The 20,438-nt window shown below is 60.5% G+C and carries 21 protein-coding genes and 1 pseudogene; 12 read left to right on the top strand and 10 right to left on the bottom strand.

The genetic code is table 11. The features are described 5' to 3' along the window. Positions 1 to 143: 143 nt before the first annotated feature. Both cynS and ACQ4N7_RS15120 read left to right on the top strand, forming a co-directional pair. Positions 144 to 587, top strand: a complete 444-nt coding sequence (gene cynS / locus ACQ4N7_RS15125; RefSeq protein WP_430712337.1) for a cyanase — start codon at positions 144 to 146, stop codon at positions 585 to 587. 166 nt (positions 588 to 753) lie between these two features. Continuing rightward, the gene (locus tag ACQ4N7_RS15120; protein WP_430712336.1) at positions 754 to 1,221 is read left to right on the top strand and encodes a DUF1348 family protein; all 468 of its coding nucleotides are present in this window, start codon (positions 754 to 756) and stop codon (positions 1,219 to 1,221) included. A gap of 20 nt (positions 1,222 to 1,241) precedes the next feature. Here the strand turns inward: ACQ4N7_RS15120 and ACQ4N7_RS15115 are convergent, their stop codons facing one another. The 3 genes from ACQ4N7_RS15115 to ACQ4N7_RS15105 all read right to left on the bottom strand — a co-directional run bounded on the left by ACQ4N7_RS15115 (position 1,242) and on the right by ACQ4N7_RS15105 (position 2,636). Continuing rightward, positions 1,242 to 1,601 carry a DUF5615 family PIN-like protein gene (locus tag ACQ4N7_RS15115; protein WP_430712335.1) on the bottom strand — a complete coding sequence of 120 codons (360 nt, stop codon included), beginning with the start codon at positions 1,599 to 1,601 and terminating at the stop codon, positions 1,242 to 1,244. Beyond that, positions 1,579 to 1,962 carry a hypothetical protein gene (locus ACQ4N7_RS15110; RefSeq protein WP_430712334.1) on the bottom strand — a complete coding sequence of 128 codons (384 nt, stop codon included), beginning with the start codon at positions 1,960 to 1,962 and terminating at the stop codon, positions 1,579 to 1,581. The genes ACQ4N7_RS15115 and ACQ4N7_RS15110 overlap by 23 nt, the downstream gene beginning before the upstream one ends. 71 nt (positions 1,963 to 2,033) lie before the next feature. Then, positions 2,034 to 2,636, bottom strand: a complete 603-nt coding sequence (locus ACQ4N7_RS15105; RefSeq protein WP_430712333.1) for a Uma2 family endonuclease — start codon at positions 2,634 to 2,636, stop codon at positions 2,034 to 2,036. 146 nt (positions 2,637 to 2,782) lie between these two features. Here ACQ4N7_RS15105 and ACQ4N7_RS15100 point away from each other — a divergent pair, with 146 nt between their 5' ends. Then, a complete protein-coding gene (locus ACQ4N7_RS15100; RefSeq protein WP_430712332.1) occupies positions 2,783 to 3,688 on the top strand; it encodes a M48 family metalloprotease in 906 nt (301 codons plus the stop codon). A 159-nt stretch (positions 3,689 to 3,847) separates the two neighbouring features. Here ACQ4N7_RS15100 and queF read toward each other — a convergent pair whose 3' ends face one another. Continuing rightward, positions 3,848 to 4,279 (bottom strand): preQ(1) synthase, encoded by a 432-nt coding sequence (gene queF / locus ACQ4N7_RS15095; protein ID WP_430712331.1) that lies wholly within the window; start codon positions 4,277 to 4,279, stop codon positions 3,848 to 3,850. A gap of 334 nt (positions 4,280 to 4,613) precedes the next feature. On the opposite strand from queF, the gene ACQ4N7_RS15090 reads away from it, so the two are divergent. Further along, positions 4,614 to 5,282, top strand: a complete 669-nt coding sequence (locus tag ACQ4N7_RS15090; RefSeq protein ID WP_430712330.1) for a hypothetical protein — start codon at positions 4,614 to 4,616, stop codon at positions 5,280 to 5,282. An 11-nt stretch (positions 5,283 to 5,293) separates the two neighbouring features. On the opposite strand, the gene ACQ4N7_RS15085 is transcribed toward ACQ4N7_RS15090, so the two are convergent. Continuing rightward, positions 5,294 to 6,553, bottom strand: a complete 1,260-nt coding sequence (locus ACQ4N7_RS15085) for a CCA tRNA nucleotidyltransferase (protein ID WP_430712329.1) — start codon at positions 6,551 to 6,553, stop codon at positions 5,294 to 5,296. Between the two features lie 321 nt (positions 6,554 to 6,874). Here ACQ4N7_RS15085 and ACQ4N7_RS15080 point away from each other — a divergent pair, with 321 nt between their 5' ends. The 3 genes and pseudogenes from ACQ4N7_RS15080 to ACQ4N7_RS15070 all read left to right on the top strand — a co-directional run bounded on the left by ACQ4N7_RS15080 (position 6,875) and on the right by ACQ4N7_RS15070 (position 9,121). Then, complete coding sequence (locus ACQ4N7_RS15080; protein WP_430712328.1) at positions 6,875 to 7,123, top strand: Ycf34 family protein; 249 nt, start codon at positions 6,875 to 6,877, stop codon at positions 7,121 to 7,123. Between the two features lie 132 nt (positions 7,124 to 7,255). After that, positions 7,256 to 7,333: pseudogene (locus ACQ4N7_RS15075) on the top strand (4-Cys prefix domain-containing protein); the annotation flags it as partial. A gap of 12 nt (positions 7,334 to 7,345) precedes the next feature. After that, entirely contained in the window at positions 7,346 to 9,121 is a 1,776-nt protein-coding gene (locus ACQ4N7_RS15070) for a protein kinase domain-containing protein (protein ID WP_430712398.1), read from the top strand. A 112-nt stretch (positions 9,122 to 9,233) separates the two neighbouring features. Here the strand turns inward: ACQ4N7_RS15070 and ACQ4N7_RS15065 are convergent, their stop codons facing one another. Both ACQ4N7_RS15065 and ACQ4N7_RS15060 read right to left on the bottom strand, forming a co-directional pair. Next, positions 9,234 to 9,689, bottom strand: a complete 456-nt coding sequence (locus ACQ4N7_RS15065) for a hypothetical protein (protein ID WP_430712327.1) — start codon at positions 9,687 to 9,689, stop codon at positions 9,234 to 9,236. Between the two features lie 216 nt (positions 9,690 to 9,905). Beyond that, positions 9,906 to 10,235 carry a hypothetical protein gene (locus tag ACQ4N7_RS15060; protein ID WP_430712326.1) on the bottom strand — a complete coding sequence of 110 codons (330 nt, stop codon included), beginning with the start codon at positions 10,233 to 10,235 and terminating at the stop codon, positions 9,906 to 9,908. 218 nt (positions 10,236 to 10,453) lie between these two features. On the opposite strand from ACQ4N7_RS15060, the gene ACQ4N7_RS15055 reads away from it, so the two are divergent. Beyond that, positions 10,454 to 14,182, top strand: coding sequence for a substrate-binding domain-containing protein (locus ACQ4N7_RS15055; RefSeq protein ID WP_430712325.1), 3,729 nt, complete (start codon positions 10,454 to 10,456; stop codon positions 14,180 to 14,182). Positions 14,183 to 14,367: 185 nt separating this feature from the next. Here ACQ4N7_RS15055 and ACQ4N7_RS15050 read toward each other — a convergent pair whose 3' ends face one another. Further along, positions 14,368 to 15,054, bottom strand: coding sequence for a DUF4439 domain-containing protein (locus ACQ4N7_RS15050; RefSeq protein ID WP_430712324.1), 687 nt, complete (start codon positions 15,052 to 15,054; stop codon positions 14,368 to 14,370). A gap of 228 nt (positions 15,055 to 15,282) precedes the next feature. Between ACQ4N7_RS15050 and ACQ4N7_RS15045 the strand changes: the two genes are divergently transcribed. The 4 genes from ACQ4N7_RS15045 to glmU all read left to right on the top strand — a co-directional run bounded on the left by ACQ4N7_RS15045 (position 15,283) and on the right by glmU (position 19,245). Continuing rightward, complete coding sequence (locus ACQ4N7_RS15045; protein WP_430712323.1) at positions 15,283 to 15,843, top strand: sigma-70 family RNA polymerase sigma factor; 561 nt, start codon at positions 15,283 to 15,285, stop codon at positions 15,841 to 15,843. 104 nt (positions 15,844 to 15,947) lie between these two features. After that, positions 15,948 to 16,715, top strand: coding sequence for an anti-sigma factor (locus ACQ4N7_RS15040; RefSeq protein WP_430712322.1), 768 nt, complete (start codon positions 15,948 to 15,950; stop codon positions 16,713 to 16,715). Positions 16,716 to 16,879: 164 nt separating this feature from the next. Then, the gene (locus tag ACQ4N7_RS15035) at positions 16,880 to 17,803 is read left to right on the top strand and encodes an FTR1 family iron permease (protein ID WP_430712321.1); all 924 of its coding nucleotides are present in this window, start codon (positions 16,880 to 16,882) and stop codon (positions 17,801 to 17,803) included. A 74-nt stretch (positions 17,804 to 17,877) separates the two neighbouring features. After that, positions 17,878 to 19,245 (top strand): bifunctional UDP-N-acetylglucosamine diphosphorylase/glucosamine-1-phosphate N-acetyltransferase GlmU, encoded by a 1,368-nt coding sequence (gene glmU / locus ACQ4N7_RS15030; RefSeq protein WP_430712320.1) that lies wholly within the window; start codon positions 17,878 to 17,880, stop codon positions 19,243 to 19,245. A gap of 112 nt (positions 19,246 to 19,357) precedes the next feature. On the opposite strand, the gene ACQ4N7_RS15025 is transcribed toward glmU, so the two are convergent. Continuing rightward, positions 19,358 to 19,651, bottom strand: coding sequence for a hypothetical protein (locus ACQ4N7_RS15025; protein ID WP_430712319.1), 294 nt, complete (start codon positions 19,649 to 19,651; stop codon positions 19,358 to 19,360). Positions 19,652 to 19,689: 38 nt separating this feature from the next. Continuing rightward, a complete protein-coding gene (locus tag ACQ4N7_RS15020) occupies positions 19,690 to 20,283 on the bottom strand; it encodes a DUF3177 family protein (RefSeq protein ID WP_430712318.1) in 594 nt (197 codons plus the stop codon). Between the last annotated feature and the right edge of the window lie 155 nt (positions 20,284 to 20,438).

The following is a 20,438-nucleotide window of genomic DNA, read 5'->3' as shown; positions in this document are numbered from 1 at the left end:
CCCTGATGCTCCCAATGCAACCGAGCCAGAGAGTGACTGCACAATTGCTCGGCTGATTGGTGGGCAGTGCCCACCCTACCGGGAGCTACCGGGAGCGTGGCTATGAAAGTTTGACCATTAGACGTAATTGAAAGGATCCAACTATGACTGTTTCCCCCATCACTGAAAAACTTCTGGCCGCCAAAAAAGCCGCTGGCCTCAGCTTTGCCGATCTCGAAGCCAAAGTCGGCTGCGACGAAGTGTGGATCGCCTCGGTGTTCTACCGCCAGGCCAGCGCCTCGGTGGAAGAAGCTACCAAAATTGTTGAAGCGCTGGGAGCCGATTCCTCGCTGATTGAGGCGCTGACTGAGTTCCCCGTCAAAGGCGGTCTAGATCCGGTCATTCCCACCGATCCGCTGATCTACCGCTTCTACGAAATCATGCAGGTCTACGGCATGCCGATCAAAGCCGTGGTGCACGAAAAGTTTGGCGACGGCATCATGAGCGCCATTGATTTCACCCTCGACGTCGAGAAGGAAGAGGATCCAAAGGGCGATCGCGTCAAGGTGATCATGAATGGCAAATTCCTGCCCTACAAAAAGTGGTAGGGCCCTTTCTCTCGTCCTGACTCACAATCTCCGTGGGCTGTTGGCCAAGGCTGACAGCCTTTCCTATGCCCTGTTCGGTGAACCCTATCCAGATATCTAGGTTCATCTGCCCACCCGCCTACTCATCCACCCGCCTACTCATCCACCCGCCTACCCATCCACCCCTATGCCCACCCCCATCGTCCCCCCGTTCACCAAAGAGACCGCGATCGCCAAAGCCCGTATGGCCGAAGACGCCTGGAACAGCCGCGACCCCGACCGCGTCGCCCTGGCCTACACCGAAGACAGCCACTGGCGCAACCGGGCTGAAATCTTTCAGGGCCGCGACGCCATCCGCGCTTTTTTGCGCCGCAAGTGGGATAAAGAACTCGACTACCGCCTGGTCAAAGAGGTGTGGGCCTTTGGCGACAACCGCATCGCCGTACGCTTTCAGTACGAATGGCACGACGACGCCGGGCAGTGGTACCGCGCCTACGGCAACGAAAACTGGGAGTTCGACGAAAATGGCCTCATGCGCCGCCGCGAAGCCAGCATCAACGACAAGCCAATAGCAGACTCAGACCGCCGCTTATTCTGGGATACTTCCGGTCCTAGGCCGGCGGATCACCCAGGGCTAATTGATTCACCGATTTAACCTCGCTGCCGCTGAGAAGTTCAATAATTCCACTGATTCAGCACGATAAATTGGTTAGCTATAGGTACTCCTGAGGTTTCAAGGTTGCCTATAGCCGTTGCAATCGCCCGATAACTCATGTTTTTGGCGGGTTCTGCATCTTGGTAGACAGCTAGTATTCCAGAATGAGCAAACGGAACCTGGTGCAAATCCAGAAAATCACTGCAGTTTCGGGTTAACAGCACTCGGCTTTGCTGAGTGGCATAGTCGAGTACCGCATCATCCGAAACACCTCCGATACCAGCTTCATTAATAGTCTGAACATCATGACCTGCTGCCTTCAAAAGGCTAATCAAGTACTTTGCCTGACTATCTTCGTCAAGCAGCAGGGCGAGGCTCAAGAGAAACTCCTTTGTCCTGCAGGCGGTGGCGCTCTTCTTCAGATTCGAATCTCAGCAAATCTTGATGGGCCTCACAGTATTGAACGACTTCCTGAATAACCAGAAGCGGCAAGTCCCAGTTGTCAGCCGCTTGCTCTGGAGTCATGCCGTTAGCCAACATATCGTGCCAGACACTAGAAGCCAGCAGCTTACGTCCTTTGATGAAAAGCTGTTTCCGCCATGGGTGAGGACGGGCCACTAAAAATTGCCAATCATTCAGCTGTGGCCCTCCCTGAAGCGACTGAATAATAGTACTCACAAGCTCCAGCCGATCTTTAGCAGGTAGTTGGGCAACTTGTTCTTTGAGATCCTGAAGCGACATAGACACTCCACAGAAGTCTTGGTTTCAAAAATACGAAGTACAGAGTTCAAAAGTATTCCAAAGAAAATCATTCACCAAATTCGAGCCATTTGTAGCACAAAGCCCGGCAGCTGAGGGTCTGCGGAGATCGCGTCTGGATTCTCTAAAATTTCCACTGCTTGATTAGGGCGGTAAATGTGAATTCGGCGGGTTTTGCGATCGATTAACCAACCCAAAGCCGCGCCATTGGCCAGATACTCTTCCATCTTGGCCTCAAGGCTGCTGAGGGCATCGCTGGCAGAGCGCAACTCCACCACAAAGTCTGGACACAGCGGCGCAAAGGAAGCCTTTTCCGCTTCTGTCAGCGCATTCCAGCGCTCCAAGCGCACCCAGGCGGCATCGGGGGAGCGAGTGGCACCATTGGGCAGCGTAAATCCAGCGCTGGAGTCAAAGGCTTCGCCGATGCCATCAACATCGGCCCAGTTGGCCAACTGCTGAGCAATTTTGAGGTTGCGGTTGCCGGTATCCGAAAAGGCCGGTGGCCTAACGATCACCTCTCCGGTGGCCGATCGCTCGATGCGCAGGTCACGATTGGCCTGGCAAAATGCATAAAATTCTGCTGTCGTCATTTCAGCGCTGGTCGGAAAATTGACCTTTAAAGGCACGCTTTCAGTTTGAATCAGCAGCGTGGTCATTGGTTGCCCCAGTCTCCGCGATGGGCTGATCATAGCCTAACCCCCTGGGCCATCGGCGCTTTCAACTTTTCTTTCTCTGGGTAGACCTCGGCTGCGCCAGCCTCTGGGATGCTGAAGAGTAAACATCACGTACGGTGGGGCGATCTATGGCGGCAATGAATCAGTTCAAAACCTTAGCGCTGCTGGCGCTGCTCAGCGGGCTGATTGTGCTGGCGGGCTATCTGCTGGTCGGCGATGAAACGGGTCTTTACTACGGGCTGGGCTTTGCGGCGGTGAGCAGCTTTGGCTCTTGGTACTATTCAGATCAAGCAGCGCTGGCGGCGTTTAAAGCCCAGCCTACCCCGCGCGAAGAGGCCCCAGAGCTGTTTGCACGGCTGGAGAAACTGTGCGATCGCGCCGACATTCCCACCCCCACGCTCTATGTAGTGCCCTCGGAGTCACCCAACGCCTTTGCCACCGGGCGCGACCCCAACCACGCCGCGATCGCCCTCACCAAAGGCATTATCGACCTGCTGCCCGATGACGAACTCGACGCCGTCATCGCCCACGAGCTAACCCACGTACGCAACCGCGATACCCTCACCCAGGCGGTGGCGGGCACCCTGGCCGGATCGCTGACCTTTTTGGGCCGCATTCTCACCTTTGGGGCGCTGTACTTTCCGGTGGCGCGGGCTGGGGGAAGGCGCGGCAACAACCCGATCGCCATCCTGTTTTTGCTGGTGATCGCGCCCATGGCCGCCGGTTTACTGCGCATGGCCATTTCCAGAACGCGGGAGTACGCTGCCGATGCCGGGGCTGCCGAAATTACCCAAAATCCCCTGGCGCTGGTGCGGGCTCTAGAGCGACTGGAGGAGATGGGCCAGAAGGTGCCTATCCACGGCAATCCGGCTTTTGCGCCGCTGTTTATCATCAACCCGCTCTCCAAAGAAGGGATGATGACGCTGTTTATGACCCACCCCTCGACGGAAGATCGCATCAAGCGGCTGAAAGAGATGGCCGAACAGGCGATCGCCGAGGCAGCGGATACCAAAACGCTCAGTGCCCAGGCCTAAACACTTACGAAGGATTGAAATACGCTTAAAATCAACCCTTGTCAACTGACTTTGAGCACGCCTGGCCCATCATCGCTACGAGCTGAAAAGCGCGAGAAGCGGCGTTGGGCAAACGCCGTTTGCCCCTGCGAATAGGGATGAACGGGCAATAATTGAAAATTACAAAACGTTGGCGGTATAGGGCTCAAACGTAGAACAATCGCCCTTCTTCACCGTAATCACCGTCTTCACCCCGCCCCGTCGCGTGTAATCTCCAATTACCCGCAGCCCGCGCGGCTGCAACTCTTCCCACAGCCGATCGGCGATCGCATTGGCTACCATCTCATGGCTCACCCGCTGATCGCGAAAGCTATTGACATAGAGCTTAAACGCCTTCAGCTCCACCACCCACGGCCCCGGACAATAGTCCACCACAATCGTGCCAAAGTCTGGATACCCCGATCGCGGGCACAGCGCCGTAAACTCCGGGTGCTCCAGGTGAATGGTGTAGACATTTTCCGACGGGTTAGGCCACTTCTCCAGCGGTTCCACCGCGGCCTGGAGAATAGCGCGATCGCCGTACTGAGTAGAAGAGGCTGGAGCAGTGGTCATCGGTAGAGATAGATAAAGAATGGCCAGAGACGATCGCACTGGGAGCAGCGCGATCGCCACTCTCGGTAATGTAGCGTTTTTAGGGTTTCTTAACTTAAGTAAACAGAGCCGGATCGCCTATAGATGTACCGACCGCAGGTAAAGTTCCCCAAACCTGCCTTAACCAAAGTTATTCCAATCGCTTAACCAAAACTTCATACTTCTTGCTTAACACCTCTAGCTCTGCCCCAAACCCCGTGATAAGTTCACCAAACGTTGGCGGTAGTGTTTGTAGCACGTTTGTAGTGCCGCTGCCCCAACCCCATCGGAAGACGCTTTTTCAGGAGAAGAAACCATGACGATTTACCGCAAGCTTGCCCTCGCTGCCGGTAGTCTCACCCTCGCCGGTATGGCCCTGGGCCTGCCCGCCCAAGCCGAAGACAGCAAAATGGAATCGATCAGCGAAGGCGTTGAAGCTGTTGCCCCCGAAGCCGAAGCCGAAGCCGAAGCTCCTACCGTAGACGTTGAGGCGATCGAAGCCGAACTCGACGCTGAGCGTGAAGCTGGCATTGAAGCCGCCACCCCCGACGCTGCCCCTGCTGTAGACGTTGAGGCGATCGAGGCTGAACTCGATGCCGAGCGTGAAGCCGCCATTGAAGCGGCCACCCCCGATGCCGTCACCGAAGCCGCTGCCGAAGAGACCGTAGACGAGGTCGAAGCCGCTGCTGAAGAAGCTAGTTCTGAAGCGGTAACCGAAGAAACTACCGTTGAAGAAACCGAACCCGCAGCGGTAAGCGAAGAAACCACCGACACCGTTGAGGCCGAAACCGAAGCCCCCGCCGAAATAGAAGCTACCGTTGAGGAAGCCACCCCGGAAACCAGCGCCGAAGAGCTGGCTCCCGAGGCAACGGTTGAAGAGACCTCTGAAGCAACCGAGGCCGAAGCAACCGAGGCCGAAGTAACCGAATCTAACGAAGTGGAAGAAGCGCTAGAACCGACCACCGAAACGACCCCCGGCAGCTAGGTCAACAGGGGCTAGAGCTGCCGCTTGACCCAGTCCAGGGCCTCTTCGCGGCAGCTCACCAGCCCCTCGGCCTGAGCCAGCTGAACAGCCTCCAGCAGTTCGCCAATTTTAGGACCTGGTTTGAGGGCAAGCCCTTGCACCAGGTCTTTGCCAGTAATGAGGGGTTGGGGATGGGCCACAGGGTCATGGGGCGTGAGAAATCGCTGAATCAGCGGCAGCACCAGGGCCTCGGGCATACCACAGGCCAAACTCAGCAGGGCAACCCCGCCAAACCCTGCCCCTGACAGCTTAAACAGCTGATACTGCTGACCGAGAGGCAGCAGCCTGTCGCCCTGGTGCTGCTGCCAGTACTGCCAACCTTTGAGAATGCTCAGCACCGCCTGCTGCTCGGCCCGGCTGTACTTGAGCCGGGCTAGGCTAGCCTCGGCGCTGACCAGGTCGGCGGGCACGAGCTGGCTGAGCTTGGTGGCTTTGAGCCAGCTGCGGTGCAGACCCGGAGTCGTCTGCTCTTTGACCCAGCCGTGCAGCAGCTGCGAAAACTCGGGCCAGCGCTCGTGGTACTGGGCAGCCAGCTGATCGAGGGTGGACAGACGCTCCAGGTGGGAGCGATCGACCTCGGGCAGCCAGGCCTGCAGCAGGCCGTCTTGCCAGGCCAGCTCTAGCAGGGTAGACCCCTCGGGCAGGCTCAGCAGGCAGTCTAGTTCGCCGCGCACCCGCTCAGCCGCCATTTGCCCCAGGGCCGGGGCCAGGTCGCGAATGGTCTGCTGGGTGATGGGGTCGAGGCTAAAGCCCAGCTGGGCAGCCTGACGATAGGCCCGCAGCAGGCGCAGAGGGTCGTCTTCCAGGTTTTCGGCGGCGACCATGCAGAGGGTTTTGCGCTGCAGGTCGGCCCAGCCGTTGAGGGGGTCGAGCAGGGTTTCGCTGTGGGGGCTGTAGGCGATCGCGTTGATGGTAAAGTCGCGCCGATGCAGGTCGGAGTAGATGGTCGGCCCCACCTGCTGGGCAAAGTCGACCGTCGCGTTGGCAAACACCACCCGCGCAATCTGGTGTTCGGCATCGAGCACCACAAAGCCTGCGCCATAGTGTTTAGCAATGCCCTGGGCCGTGGCGATCGCCCGTTCCGGCAGCACAAAGTCGAGGTCTAAATAATCGGCCTGACGGCGCAGCAGAGCGTCTCTGACACTTCCCCCCACTAGGTAGGCTTGCTGTGGCAGTAGCGATACGCTGAAGGGCCAGGTTTTTGGCGAAAGCGCCGATTGTTCAGTAGCCACTGCAAGGGAAATGGGTGATAGCGTTGGATTCAATGAACCCTCATTCCTTTTATTACAACAGGGTTTTTTAGTCTTGACAGCCTGGCCACGCAGAGAACGCCTGAAACCTCACCGGAGGTTTTCATTTTGCAACATCTGGGCTGGCCCGCCCGGGACATTCAAAAAACTTGAGCTAGACTACCAGAAAACGCATCCCTACCGCCAAAGCCTTTTGCGGCTAGTGCTTTCTCCTGCTAGAGACCGACGGCCAATCGGCTGAGGGCTGGTTAGACTGAGGATGAGCAACTCTAAATCCTACCGTGTTCCTGCCGGGGGCGTGCCATGTGCATTTGTGTAAACTGTCACTACGTCGATCGCTGCACCACCTACCACGCCGTGGAGGCGCTGCACGGACAGCCTCATTTGACCGATTCCCCTAGCTTTGAGGCGGTGAATCCAACTGTCAACGCCAATATTCGCATGCTTGACGACGGGGTTGAGCAAGAGTTTGATGTCGTTGGCTGCGATAGCTTTGTTCAAGAACAGGGCAAATGGGCCAAGCTGCGCCCCGGTGAGCTGGTGCCAACCTAGGGAGTAGATGGGTAAAGGGGTGGATGGGTAGGCGGGTTAGGCCCCGTTTACCATTCCTACGTAGGGTGGGTACTGCCCACCGGCATAAATCTATACCGTTGCAGATCGTTGGATAGTGAATAGAGCCATCCTTTGACCACTGTTTGCGTCAATCCTACTTGTCCGCAGCCTACTAATGAGGATAGTGCGATCGCCTGCGCAGCCTGTGGTCAGCCGCTACTGGTGGATGAACGCTATCGCTGTCAGCGGGTGCTGGGCCAGGGCGGCTTTGGGCGCACCTACCTGGCGAGCGCAGAGGGCCACCATCCACCCTTGCTCTGCGTTATTAAACAGATGGCTCCGGCGAGAAGCGATCGCGCTGATGCCCACCAGCGCTTTCACCGCGAAGCCGATCGCCTCGCCACCCTGGGGCAGCATCCCCAAATTCCGGCGCTGCTGGATGTGGTTGACAATGCCCAGGGCCAGTTTTTGGTGCAGGAATACATTCCCGGCCCCAGCCTTGACCAGCTATTGCAGCAGTCTACGAATGGGGGCGAGGCCCTGGTGCAGCGAGTGCTCTACGAACTGCTGCCGGTGCTGGCCTACATTCACGATCACAGCGTTATTCACCGTGACATCAAGCCCGCCAATATTATTGCGCCCCCATCGCCGCAGCCCTTGGCCCTGGTCGATTTTGGCGCGGCCAAGGCGATTGTAGACCCCGAGCAGCTCAAGCGCACCGCCACGGTGATCGGCAGCGCTGGGTATGCCGCCCCCGAGCAAGCCCTGGGCAAGGCCGTCTACGCCAGCGACATTTTTAGCCTGGGCGTCACCTGCCTGCACCTGCTCACCGGGCTGCATCCCTTTGATCTGTACTCGGTCAGCGATGATGCCTGGGTGTGGCGGCCCTACGCCCCTGCCTCGGTTGGCCCAGCCCTGGGCCGCGTGCTCGATCGCATGGTTAATCGCCGCCTCAGCGAGCGCTACAGCACGGCACAGGAAGTGCTGGCCGACCTGCGCTGGAGCGGCCTAGCACTAGAAAATGCGCTCGATCAGCGCTCCAACGCCGCCGCAAAATTTCTGAATTCTACGGGGGCTATCTGGGAGCAGCGGTTTGCGCTCAGCCTGCCAGGGGTGATCGCAAACGGGCTGGCCATGAGCCCCAGCGGGCGAGCGATCGCCACCGCCTGCTCCGACGGCACGGTGCGCCTGTGGGACTGCACCAACGGCCAGGCCATTCACACCTTTCGCAAATCGCTGGGGCTGCTGGGGGCAGGCCATCGCGGCCCGGTCAAAACCGTGGTGTTTACCCCCCAAGGCGACGCGATCATCAGCGGCGGCGAAGATAGCCAGCTAATTCAGTGGCATTTGGCCGACTACAGCGGCCAAACACTACCGCTGTCGGGCTGGCAGATTACGGCCCTGCTCAGCCTTCCACAGCACGACATGCTGGCGGTGGGCAGCGGCGATGGTCGTATTTACCTGTGGCCGCTGGGGCAGGGCGGTCTGCCCAAAACCCTGGTGCATCACCAGGACCAGGTGACGGCTTTGGCCGTCGATAACGTCAACCAGTTGCTAGTTAGCGGCGGGCGCGATCGCACCCTGCGGCTCTGGTCACTGCCCACGGGCCGTCTCGTGCGCACCCTCACCGCGCCCAAGCACGCCATTACGGCGCTGGCCTGTCACCCCCACGATGGCCGCCTTATCAGCGGTGATCAGGCGGGCCAGGTCCAGGTTTGGAGTGCCGAAAACCCCGATCAGGGGCTGGTGATCTATAAACCTCCTGGCCCTGTTACCGCAATCACCATTAGCCCTGACGGCCACTGGCTGGCGATCGGGGCCGACAACGGCCACCTCACCCTGGTTAACCTGCAGGGGCAGCGCCAGACCGTTCAGCTTCGCCATGCCTGGGCCGTACGGGCGATCGCGTTTACCCCCGACAGCCGCATGATCGTCAGCACCGGCGCTGATGAAACTATCCGCTTCTGGTGTCTGGCAGAGCCTGCCCCGCCAGATTAGTTGTTTTGTCGTGCGATCCTGAATCCTGAATCCGCTGCAGCTAGCCCTAGTGGACTGGGCAAACGACCGTTTGACCCTACGGGTGCTTGTTTTTATGCGCGGTCTAAACGGGCTACTGCCGAGCCGAAGGGGTTTGAGAATACTGGCGCACGGTGGCGCTAAACCCAGACGCCTTAAACTGCTTTAGCTTCAGCGGTTCGGGTTGGTTGGCCGCCACCGAAATGCGCAGCTCAAAATCGCTTTCCCCCGGCGGTACTTCTGAAATGCCGCCCAGTCGCCCCCGGTTTTGCATCACGGGGTTGTCGTTAGCGTCGTAAATGCGGCCAAAGATATCGGCATCAATCACAGGCTTGCCGGTGCGGTTGATGGCTTTGCCCGTAATCAAAAAGCAGTTGGCCTCTTGAATCGAACCAGCCGCCACCATGCCATCGGCGTACTCAGGTGGGCAGGGGCTATAGGTAATATCGGCGAGATCGATGGGGGTCAGCGCCTGGGCGGTTAACCCTGCGCCGCTCAGCAGCCAGAGGCCAGCGACTAAAAGGGCGGTGAAGATGCTGCGTAGGGCCATGGGTCGCTAAGGGGGTAAGCAAACATTAGTTTCAGCTTATCGCGATTTGCCCTGGCGGGGGGCGGGAATGCCGCGCCCTAGGGTGTGTCATCAATTGTGGCCAAAAGTGTGGCCACAAGCTTGGGATATCGAGCCTTGCCACGCCCGATTCAAAAGACAAGCTAGGGGCTGTAACCCTTGATGTCTCAACGTTTAGCAGCTAATTGATGGCAGCCCCTAGGGCAACCGCTCGTCAACGTAGGCTTTGGCATCGCGCAGGCTGCAGCCGTTGGTCTCGCTGACCCGCTTGACGGCGTCGATCAGCTTGCCCTGATCGAGAAGATCGCGCACCTGGCGATCGAGGTCTACTCCCCTGGGTTGGCCTGAGGCCAACGGGTAGCCAGGGCGAGATCGCTGCGGCGATCGCCCCAGGGAGCGCAATCCTGTCCCCCGCTTTCTCGCTGGCTTTGACTGCAATGACTGCCGCAACCGCTGTAGCCGCAGCGTCAGCCAAAACGAGAGGCCAAAGGCCACCAGGCCAGCAATCAGAAAGGCGGCAACGGTCATAGCTCTGCTTGGGGATCGGGATGGGGGATTAGTTTCAATCTAACGGCTGTTTGAGGGGAGGGGGTGGGTAGGTGGGTGAGGGAGTAGGTGGGTGGGTGAGTAGGTGGGCGGGTGGTCCCTGAGCGGAGTCGAAGGGGGGAGGGATCGTTAAAAAAACGCTCAACGATCGCCTCAGCGTGTATCCTTTAGCAGACCTTTTATGTCCTCTGGGTACCGCCATGAACCAGCTTTTTAAGCCGTCTCTGGCTATGTTGGCACTGTTCAGCGCTCTTGCTGCGCTGCCGATGAATGTGCTCAGGTCAAATCCGGCGCTGCTGGCCCAGGTAACAGAGGAGCCGACGCCGACTTTTAACCGACAGGAGAGTGTGCCCGCAGGTACAACCCTTTCGATCGATGGGTCGCCGTCGATGGCGGGCATTAACCAGAGCCTGGAGGAGGGCTTTGAGCAGCGCTACCCCGATACCGACATCTTGTACGAAGCCAATGGCGATGAGCAGGCGCTAGAAGAACTGCGGAGCGGCAGCATTGACCTGGCGGCCCTGGGGCGATCGCTCAGCGAGGCCGAAGAAGACCCCAGCCTGACCTCCATTCCGGTGGCGCGCGAGAAAATCGCCATCATCGTAGGCCGCGACAATCCGTTTCGGGGCGATCTGTCGTTTGACGACTTTGCCGCTATCTTTCGCGGCGAGATCACCAACTGGTCGGAGGTGGGGGGCCCCAACCTGCCGATTCGATTTATCGATCGCCCCGCCGACAGCGAAATTCGACTCGCCCTGGCCGACTACGAAATCTTTAGCAGTCAGCCCTTTGAAACCGGCGAAAACGCGGTGCAGGTCGACGAAGACGACACCGCTGCGGTAGTGCGTGAACTGGGCCGAGACGGCATTAGCTATGCGATCGCCTCCGAGGTGCTAGAGCAAGATGCCGTGCGCCCGGTGAGCCTGGACAGCACCCTGCCTGACGACCCCCGCTACCCCTATTCCCAGCCCCGCAACTATATCTATCTGGGCGAGCCGAGCCTGCCTGTAGAGGCCTTTTTGGGTTTTGCCACCAGCGATGACGGCCAGGCCGCCGTGACCGAGGCCCAGCAGACCGCCAGCGCCAACGTTACGGTCGGAGCCAGCAAGCTACCCGGCGGCGTAGCCGTGTCTCCCGACGGGCGCTTTATGGTGCGCGGCACCGAAGACGGTCAGCTGCAGTGGCTGGATGCCACGGGTAACCCCACCGAAACCGTGATTGATGATGCCCACCGGGGAGCCGTATCGGCGGTCGTCATTAGCCCCGACGACCAAACCGTCGTCTCTAGCGGGGCCGATGGCACTGTGCGCCGCTGGGATCGCAGCGGCAATGCGCTGGGCGAGCCCATGTCGGGCCAGGGCGGCCCCATTCTATCGCTGGCCCTCAGCCCCGATGGTCAGACGATTGCCAGCGGCAACGCCGACGGCACCGTAGAACGCTGGGCGATCGCAGATGGTAAGCCCCTGGGCGCTCCCATCGATGCTCACGACGGGCCGGTGCAGGCCCTCCACTATCCCGCTGGGGGGCAGGCCTTTATCACCGGCAGCGGCGACGGCAGCCTGGGCTTTTGGAACGCGGACGGTAGCGCTGCCGGTGAATCGCTCGACGCTCATCCAGGCGGCGTAACCGTCGTTACCAGCAGCCCTGATGGTCAGGTCATCACTACCGCTGGCGGCGACGGCAGCCTGCGCAACTGGGATCGCTCGACCCTGCAGCCCAGGGGCGGCACCATTGAAGCCCACGAAGCGGCGGTTAGCGCCGTGGCCTACAGCCCCGATGGTGGTACTCTGGCCAGTGCTGGCACCAATGGCACCCTGCAGCTGTGGTCGCCAGACGGCACGCCCCGCCTGGCGGGGCCAGTAGTACTCGAGACACCAGCGGCTTCTCTGGGCTATACCCCTGAGGGGCAGCTGGTGGTGGGCAACAGCGATCAGGTCGAGCTCCTCAACGATCAGGGCCAACCAGTTACCAATGTCGAGACCGACGCCGACGCCGACGATCCGGCCACTGAGGGGGGCAGCCTTCTGGATCGCATTCGCAATCTGCCTCCCAGCGCCTGGTGGATGCTGGCGGCGATACCGGCGCTGCTGCTGCTGGCCGGTATCGCCGGGGCGCTGCTGGGCCGCCGAGAGGCCGACGATGAAGACGATACGGTGGAGGCCGACCTTATTCCTGGCTCTGAGCTAGAGATTGATTTCTCTAAAGTAGACCGCAGGCTACCGGTCACCGCTGGCCCACTGCCTCCCGACGCTACAGTGCCCGAGGCTGCCCTGCCAGAGGGAAGGCCGCTGCCCCCAGAGGCCGAGCTGGTGCCTGGGTCTGGCGAATATGCGGCGGGCGCGGCTCCCAGCAAGCTAGAGCAGGCCCGTCTAGACCTGGCTGAGGGCCGCCGCCTAATGCAGGAGGGCCACTGCGACACGGCCTTGATCTACTTTAACCAGGCTGTGGAAGCCACCGAGGTAGAGCGCAGCAAAGCCGAGGTTACGGGCGTACCAGCCCAGGGCCTTAACGCCACCGCCGCCTTAGCCCTGGCTCAGCGAGGTCAGGCGCTAGCCCTTCTGGGGCAGGCTAACGAAGCTATGGATAGCTACAATGCCGCCCTACAGTTCGACACTAGCGTCATTGACGCCTGGGTGGGTAAGGGGCAGCTGCTCAGCACCATGGGGCGCTACGACGAAGCCATTTTTTGCTTTGACACGGCGCTTGAGCTAGACCAGGCCTCGGCGGCGGCTTGGACGGGTAAAGGTCAGGCTCTGATGCAAATGGGTCGCCAGAGCGAGGGCCAGGCCTGTTTAGCCAAAGCGGCTGACCTGGGCGATGCAGGGTCGTCAGGGGCGGGCTTTACTCCTGCGCCCTATCCTGGTGGGGCGATCGCGCCAGAGCCGGTAGCCCCTGGGGCAGGCGTGGTACCAGGGCCGCTGCCGGAAGCGACATGGCCAGAACCGTCGCCCTCGACGGACTATGACCCCGATGTGCCGCTAGAGCTACAGCAGATGGTGCTGAATCTGCCCTCTGCCGACATCGAAATTACCAGCGACAACCGCTTCAGCAGTGCGGATGTGCCGCCAGATCTGGAGTCAGAGGTGGCCAACCTGCCCGGCCAGGCCGAAGATGCTGCGACTACTGGAGGTGGCATGGCCGCTACCGGCCCCCTGCCCATTACCCCAGGGCCGGTGCCACCCGAGGCCATCAGCCCCGGTCCAATGCCGTCTGAAGCGGTTGGCCCTGGGCCACTGCCCCCTAGCACTCTGGAGGAAGAGTTGCTCAGCCAGGTGCGCCTGGGCATCACCCCTGAGCCAGGCCCGTCACAGGCGCTACCTGGGGATAGCGTGCCTGCTGAAAGCACCGGGGCCACGGCGATCGCTGAGCCCCCCCTGCGCCCCGCCCCCGTACCTGTGCCGCCCCCGGTGCCGCTAGAGCCGGGCGACTACGTTCCTCCCCCGCCCGAAGCGGCGATCGCGGATGACGGCTCGGGTCTAGAGGGCCTGCCGCCAGACGTGGTGGCCGCGCTGGCCAGCATTCCGCCCGGTTCGCCCGATAGTTTTGGCGTTGTGCCCACCAGCGCCGAGCCCGAACCCGTGCCGCCCTCCGCCACCCCTGCCAAAAGCTGGATTCGGCTGTCGGTCGATCGCGAGGGCGATCGCTTCTACGCCGTGTGGAACATCGACGCCAGCGATCGCGCCAGCGCCAAAGATAACGGCGGTGAAACCATGACCCTGCGCCTCTACGACGTGACAGGCCGAGCTACCCGCTCTGCGCTGCCCCCGGCAGTCGCCGAGCAGCGCTGCCGCGATGACTTTGCCCAAGACTGGTACCTGCCCATTCCCCAGTGGGATCGCATCTATGTGGCCGAAGTGGGCTACCTCAGCGCCACGGGCGGCTGGCAGGCGATCACCCAGTCAGCTGAAGTCGCCGCCATCACCAGCTGACCCAGCCACATCCTGTGTGGTTAACCTCCCTGTTTGTAGGGGCACAGCAGTGCAGTGCCCCTACAAAATTAATGTGGCTGGCCCAGGCATCTCCACAAAAAAGCCCGGAGCATGGCTCCGGGCTGGGGTCAGGAGTGATTTGACGATCTATCAGCGGATGTTTTCAGGGAACAACACGGGGGTAGTTACACCTTGAGCACCCACTGGTCACGGGTTGCAGCGCTGACGAACGCAGCGGGAACGTAGGGAATATCGATACCCAGCGAGATAAACGCAGCCCGAATCGTCGTCGCGTGGGAGGCTTCAGCGGCGGCAATGGTGGCCCCAGCGGTAATCAGCTCTGGGGTTTGGAGACGCGCAACTTCGTTGCCATAGGCGATCGCCGCATCGGTTTCCAACGCCAGGGCCAGCTTAGCGATATTCACATCAGAGTCGAGGCCGCCGTCGCCGCGCTCCAGGTAGGCCGAGAGGTCGTAGCTCTCCATGGCCATGACCGGGCTGCCCCCCAAATCAGTAATCACCTGGGATAGGGTATCGCGGTGGGTCATGTGGTCGGCCTGGTTGGCCAGGGCAATGGCCAGCACCGCTTTGCCCACGTCGGTATCGCTGAGGCCACCGGCAGCGGCACTGTAGGCCCAGATCGCCTGGTGTTCGTAGTAGAGGGCACCGTTGAGAATGCCAATGTCGTTAGCGGCGGCTCGGCTGCGAAAAATCGAACCAGAGCGGCTCTGGGCCTGGGCCGGGCTCTTGGTCAGGGCAGAGAAGCCGAGGCTGCCGGCCAGTCCGGCGATCGCGCCACCCACCATCACCCGGCGGCGAGAAACCCCTGCTGCAGAGTGATCGGAGTTGGCAGGCATCAAATCGTGATTCATTGCAGTATCCTTTGCGCTAGCGTTTTGGGCGGGTCTAATTTTTTCTGTAGAAGAATGCTGTAGAACCCGGCACAATACGATCAGCTCTACCCTTTGGATGGTGACAGCAGCCTTTGAAGTCTCAGCAGCCCTGCTGGGTGCGGTTGCTTCCCTGGCTCATCCGCTGGGCCTGCTTGAGTCGTATTACTGGCAGATGATCAAATGCCCCCATTTTCGACCCCCGACCCCATGGCGTCTGAACCAGCGAGCGATCGCGACCTGGTCAGCCGTCTGTGGGCCGGTGATACTGCTGCCCTCGCCACTCTTTACGATCGCTACTCCTCCATGGTCTACACCCTGGCGCTCAAAATGCTGGCCAACCCCACCGAAGCCGAAGACCTCACGCAAGAGGTGTTCGTCAACTTTTGGCAGCGGCGGCAGTACAACCCCGAGCGGGGCAGCATCGGCAGCTACCTGGCGACCTACACCCGCTCCCGCGCCATCGATCGCCTGCGGGTCAGCAGCGGACGGGCCACCATCTTGCAGCGGTTTCAGCGCATTACCGCCGCCTCTAGCCGATCGCCCAACCCCGTTGACCACGCGACCCAGCAAGAACAGCGCCAGCACCTGCGCGCCGCCCTCGACCAAATTCCCCCCGCCGAGCGCGAAGTGCTAGAGATCGCCTACTTCCAGGGGCTGAGCCAGTCCGAGATTGCCGCCCAGCTGGGCATTCCCCTCGGCACCGTCAAGTCTCGCTGCCGCCAGGGCCTGCTCCGCCTGCGCAGTCTGCTTGAGCACCAGCGCGGCTAACCCTTCTCCTCCAAGCGCTGCGCCAACGACTCTCCCAACGCTGCCAAGCACCCACTCACCCACCCATCTACTCATCCACTCACCCACCCTCCTCCCCCCGCCCAATGAACCCAACCCCTCTTCCCGAAAACTGGCGATCGCTACTGGCCGGGTATGTGCTCGACGATCTGACCGACGATGAAGCTGCCCTGGTCGAGCAGTGGATAGGGCAGTACCCCGAAGTGGCTAGCGAACTACAGGACCTACAGGCCACCTGGGAGAGCCTGCCCACCCTGCTGCCGCCCGTGGCCCCACCGCCTGGGGTGCGCGATCGCGTGATGGCCGCCGTACAGAACCCTGCCCTGGCGATCGCCCCAGAACCTGTTCCTGAATCTGCCCCAGAACCCCCGTTAGTCCGTCGCCGCTTGCCTCTGGGCAAGCTGGGTCTGGCCCTGGGCTGGGCCGCTACGGCACTAGCTCTGGTACTCACCCTGCAAGAAAACCAGCGGTTGCGCCTGGCCCTGCGCCAAACTGAGGCCGTAGTGGCCAGCTTTAGCCAGCCTACCAACCAGCTCTACACGCTGTCTGGTGCCGATGCTGAACCTGACGCCAGCGGTCGCCTGGTCATTGACCCTGGCGAGCAAACCGCCCTGATGGTCACTACCGACCTGCCTCCCCTCAGCGCAGACCAGGTCTACCGCCTGTGGGCCTTGGCCGACAGCGATCCGGTTTTTTGCGGCGAATTTAACCCCAGCGCCGGGCAGGACACAAACCAGTGGGTTTTGCCCGATGCCGCCTGCGGTGCCGAGTCTGTGCAAATGCTGGTCACTACCGAACGGGCTGCCGATCCACCGATTCCAGCCGGGGATTTGGTGTTGCAGAGTCGGTCGTGAGGCGCTATGGCAGGTGGATGGGTAGATGAGTGGGTAAGTCGGTGGGTGGGTGAGTAGGTGGGTGGTGAGTTGGGATTTCACTGCGTCTGGCAATGGGTAGGGCTGCAAAGGGTGGGGTTGTTTGACACAATACCTATAGCAACCGTTCCACAACCCTAGCAAGCATGGATTTTACCGCTGCTCTGCCGACGTTCTTGATTACCCTGCGCGAGGGGGTAGAGGCGGCACTCGTCGTCGGCATTGTGCTGGCCTGCCTGGCCAAAGCAAATCGTCAAGTACTCAACCCCTGGGCCTACGCTGGGGTGGGGGCGGGCCTGGCAGGCAGCGTTCTGCTGGGCATTGCCCTGGGTATGGGGCTACAGCAGCTGCAGCAGGGGTTGCCGGGGCTGCAAATGGTGATCAAACCCTTGTTGAACGTACTGTTTGGGGCGATCGCAGTCATCCTGCTCAGCTGGATGCTGCTGTGGATGACCCGCCAGTCTCGCAGCCTCAAGGGCGAGCTAGAGGGCACCGTGCGATCGGCCCTGGATGACACCCAAACCGCTGGCTGGAGCATCTTTAGCCTGGTCTGCATTGCCGTGCTGCGCGAAGGGTTTGAGACGGTGCTGTTTGTCTTTACCAATGTCGAAACCAGCGTGGCGGCCGGGGTAGGGGCGATCGCTGGCCTGCTGGGCGCTGTCCTGATCGGCCTGGCCCTGTTTGGCTGGGGGCTGCGCATCAACCTCAAGCGCTTCTTTCAAATTATGGGCGTGCTGCTGCTGCTGATTGTCGGTGGCCTGGTGATCTCGGTGTGTAACAACCTGGATGCCGCCCTGGCGGCCATCAGCCAAGTTAACCCCGCCGCCGACCTCTGCTTCGCTCAAGACTCCTGCGTGCTTGGCCCGCTGCTGTGGGATGGCAGCAGGGTTTTGAGCGATCGCCAGTTTCCCGGCATTTTGCTCAAAACCCTGCTGGGCTACCGCGACCACCTGTACTTAGTCCAAATCCTCGCCTACCTGGGCTTTCTCGCCCTCGTCGGCAGCAGCTACTTCCGCAGCCTCAATCTTCCTGCTTCCAGTACCCAAAAAGCCGCCCCCAGCCAACCCTAGGGAATCCACTCCCCACCCCTCCCCAAACCGCGATATACTCCCTTCGACCCACACTACCCACGAAGGACATCCCCATGGTCGCTGTCGCCATTCTTGCCGCCGGGCGCGGCACCCGCATGAAATCGAGCCTGCCCAAGGTGCTGCACTCTGTGGGGGGAAAGTCGATGGTAGAACGGGTTATTGATGGGTTAGCCGAGCTAAACCCCAGCCACACGCTGATTGTGGTTGGTTTTGGTCAAGATCAGGTCAAAACGGCCTTAGCTCACATCCCCGGCCTCACCTTCGTGGAGCAAAAAGAGCAGCTGGGCACTGGCCACGCCGTGCAGCAGGTGATCCCTCACCTGGAGGGGTTCGACGGCGACCTGCTGGTGCTCAATGGCGACGTGCCCCTGCTGCGGGCCGAAACCATTCAAAAGCTGGTGACTACCCACCAGCAGAACGGCAACGCCGCCACCCTGCTTACGGCGCAGTTCAAAGACCCCACTGGCTACGGGCGAGTCTTCTGCACTGACCAGAACCTGATTACTGAGATCGTAGAGCACCGCGACTGTAGCCCCGCCCAGCGCCAAAACCCCCGCATCAATGCCGGGGTCTACTGCTTCAACTGGGCCAAGCTGATGACGGTGCTGCCCCACCTCAGCGCCGACAACGACCAGCAGGAGTACTACCTCACCGACGTGGTCAGAGACCTCAGCCCCGCGATGGCGGTCGATGTGGCCGATGGTCAGGAGATCTTTGGCATCAACAGCCGCAAGCAGCTGGCCGAGGCCTACGCCATTCTGCAAGACCGCATCAAAGACTACTGGATGGCCGCTGGCGTCACCCTAATCGACCCCGATAGCACCACCATCGACACCACCGTGCAGCTCGAACCCGACGTGGTGATCGAACCCCAGACTCACCTACGGGGCAAAACTGTCGTGGGCACAGGCAGCCGCATTGGCCCCGGCAGCCTGATCGAAGACAGCCAGATTGGAGCCAATGCCACCGTGGCCTTTTCGGTGGTGAGCGATAGCACTGTGGGCAGCGGCGCACGGGTGGGTCCCTACGCCCACCTGCGCGGCGAAGCTGTGGTGGGCGACGGCTGCCGCATCGGCAATTTTGTTGAAATCAAAAAATCGACTCTGGGGGCGGGCACCAATGTCGCCCACCTGTCGTATCTGGGCGACGCTACTCTCGGTAATAAGGTCAATGTGGGGGCGGGCACCATTACGGCCAACTACGACGGGTTTAAGAAGCACCCGACGGTGATCGGCGATCGCACCAAAACCGGCAGCAACAGCGTCCTGGTGGCCCCCGTCACCATCGGTAGCGACGTCACCATTGCCGCTGGTTCGGTCGTACGCAAAGACGCCCCCGACAACTGCCTGGTCGTCTCCCGCGCCCCACAGAAAAACCACGAGGGGTGGCAGCCCAAGCACCTGCGGGAAGGGGAAAAGTAGTAGAGGGATGAGGAAGGTGAGGGGATGAGGAAGGTATAGCCAACCGTAGGGTGCATAACGCTAAGGCGAGGCTCCGCCAACGCGCAGCAATGCACCATCGAGGGTCTAAGCTCTAGACCCCCATATCCTCCAATAAGGGCAGCATGTCTGCCCAAGACAGCCCCCGCTGGAGGTATTGGGGGGCGGCAGGCTTGTAAGGGCCAGCCATAATGTCGATCGCCTGAATTTCTGCTGTCTCAGGCAGCACTGGCACTTCCGGGTCAGCAGCGGTGGGGTGCATCAGCGAGCTGGAAAAACCGCGAAAAATCAGCACCTCGTCTTCCTCACCATCGATGACGGCCCTGACCAGCAGCACCAGCTCAGGACGCCTCAGGGTGTACTGCTCTAGCCGCAACCCAGGATTCATAGCTTAATCATCCACCCATCTACCCATCCACCCAATGCCTAGTTGATCGCCTGGCGGCCCTGCTTACCCAGTCGCACAAACACGAACCAGGCCAGCGAAGCCACGTAGATAACCAGGCCCAAAATGCCAAAGAAGCCCAAGAAGCCGTTGGTGTAGCCAGCGTGGAAATATTCTTTATACAGCAGCGGCGGCTCTAGCCACACCTGGCAGTCAGCGGCCCCAAACCGCGCCGCCGAGAAGGCGCAGGGCACAAAGCCCAGCAGAATGGCCCCGCCAATGATGTTGTAAAGCGTTACTGCCCAGCGCCAGGCGCTAAAGATGAGCTTGAGCACCGAACCTGGCTGCTCGCGAATTTCTTCGTTGAGATCGACCCAAAACCACAGCGACACAGGAATCAGCACCCGCGCCATCAGCCCAGCCACAAAGCTGATGCTAAAACCGCCAATCATGAGATAGACGGTGATCATCAGCAGGCTCGCCACTTTCCAATAAATCGTCAGCAGATGCTGAATGGCCTCATTCTTTTGCACAAAGGCCCAGATCAGCAGCACCAGCGGCAAAAACACCGTAAACAAAACGGCGAGGCGATAGTCAGTCCACACGAGGGCGCGCAGCAGCGAAGGTTCTAACATAAGGGCGCAGAGGGAATACGGTCAGTTGGGCAAATTCAGCCTATAGCGTAACATTTGCCCCGTCCCAACTTCTTGGAGACGTGCAAATGTAGACCCAAAGATGCCGCAGTTGAGCATGGCCAGGTAGCCCTCCCCGCCGGAGAGTTGCTAGCATG

The organism is Nodosilinea sp. AN01ver1 (assembly GCF_050565655.1).
Lineage (GTDB): Bacteria > Cyanobacteriota > Cyanobacteriia > Phormidesmidales > Phormidesmidaceae > Nodosilinea.
Note: the sequence above shows the minus strand (reverse complement) of the source record. Positions and strands in the feature narration are given on the sequence as shown.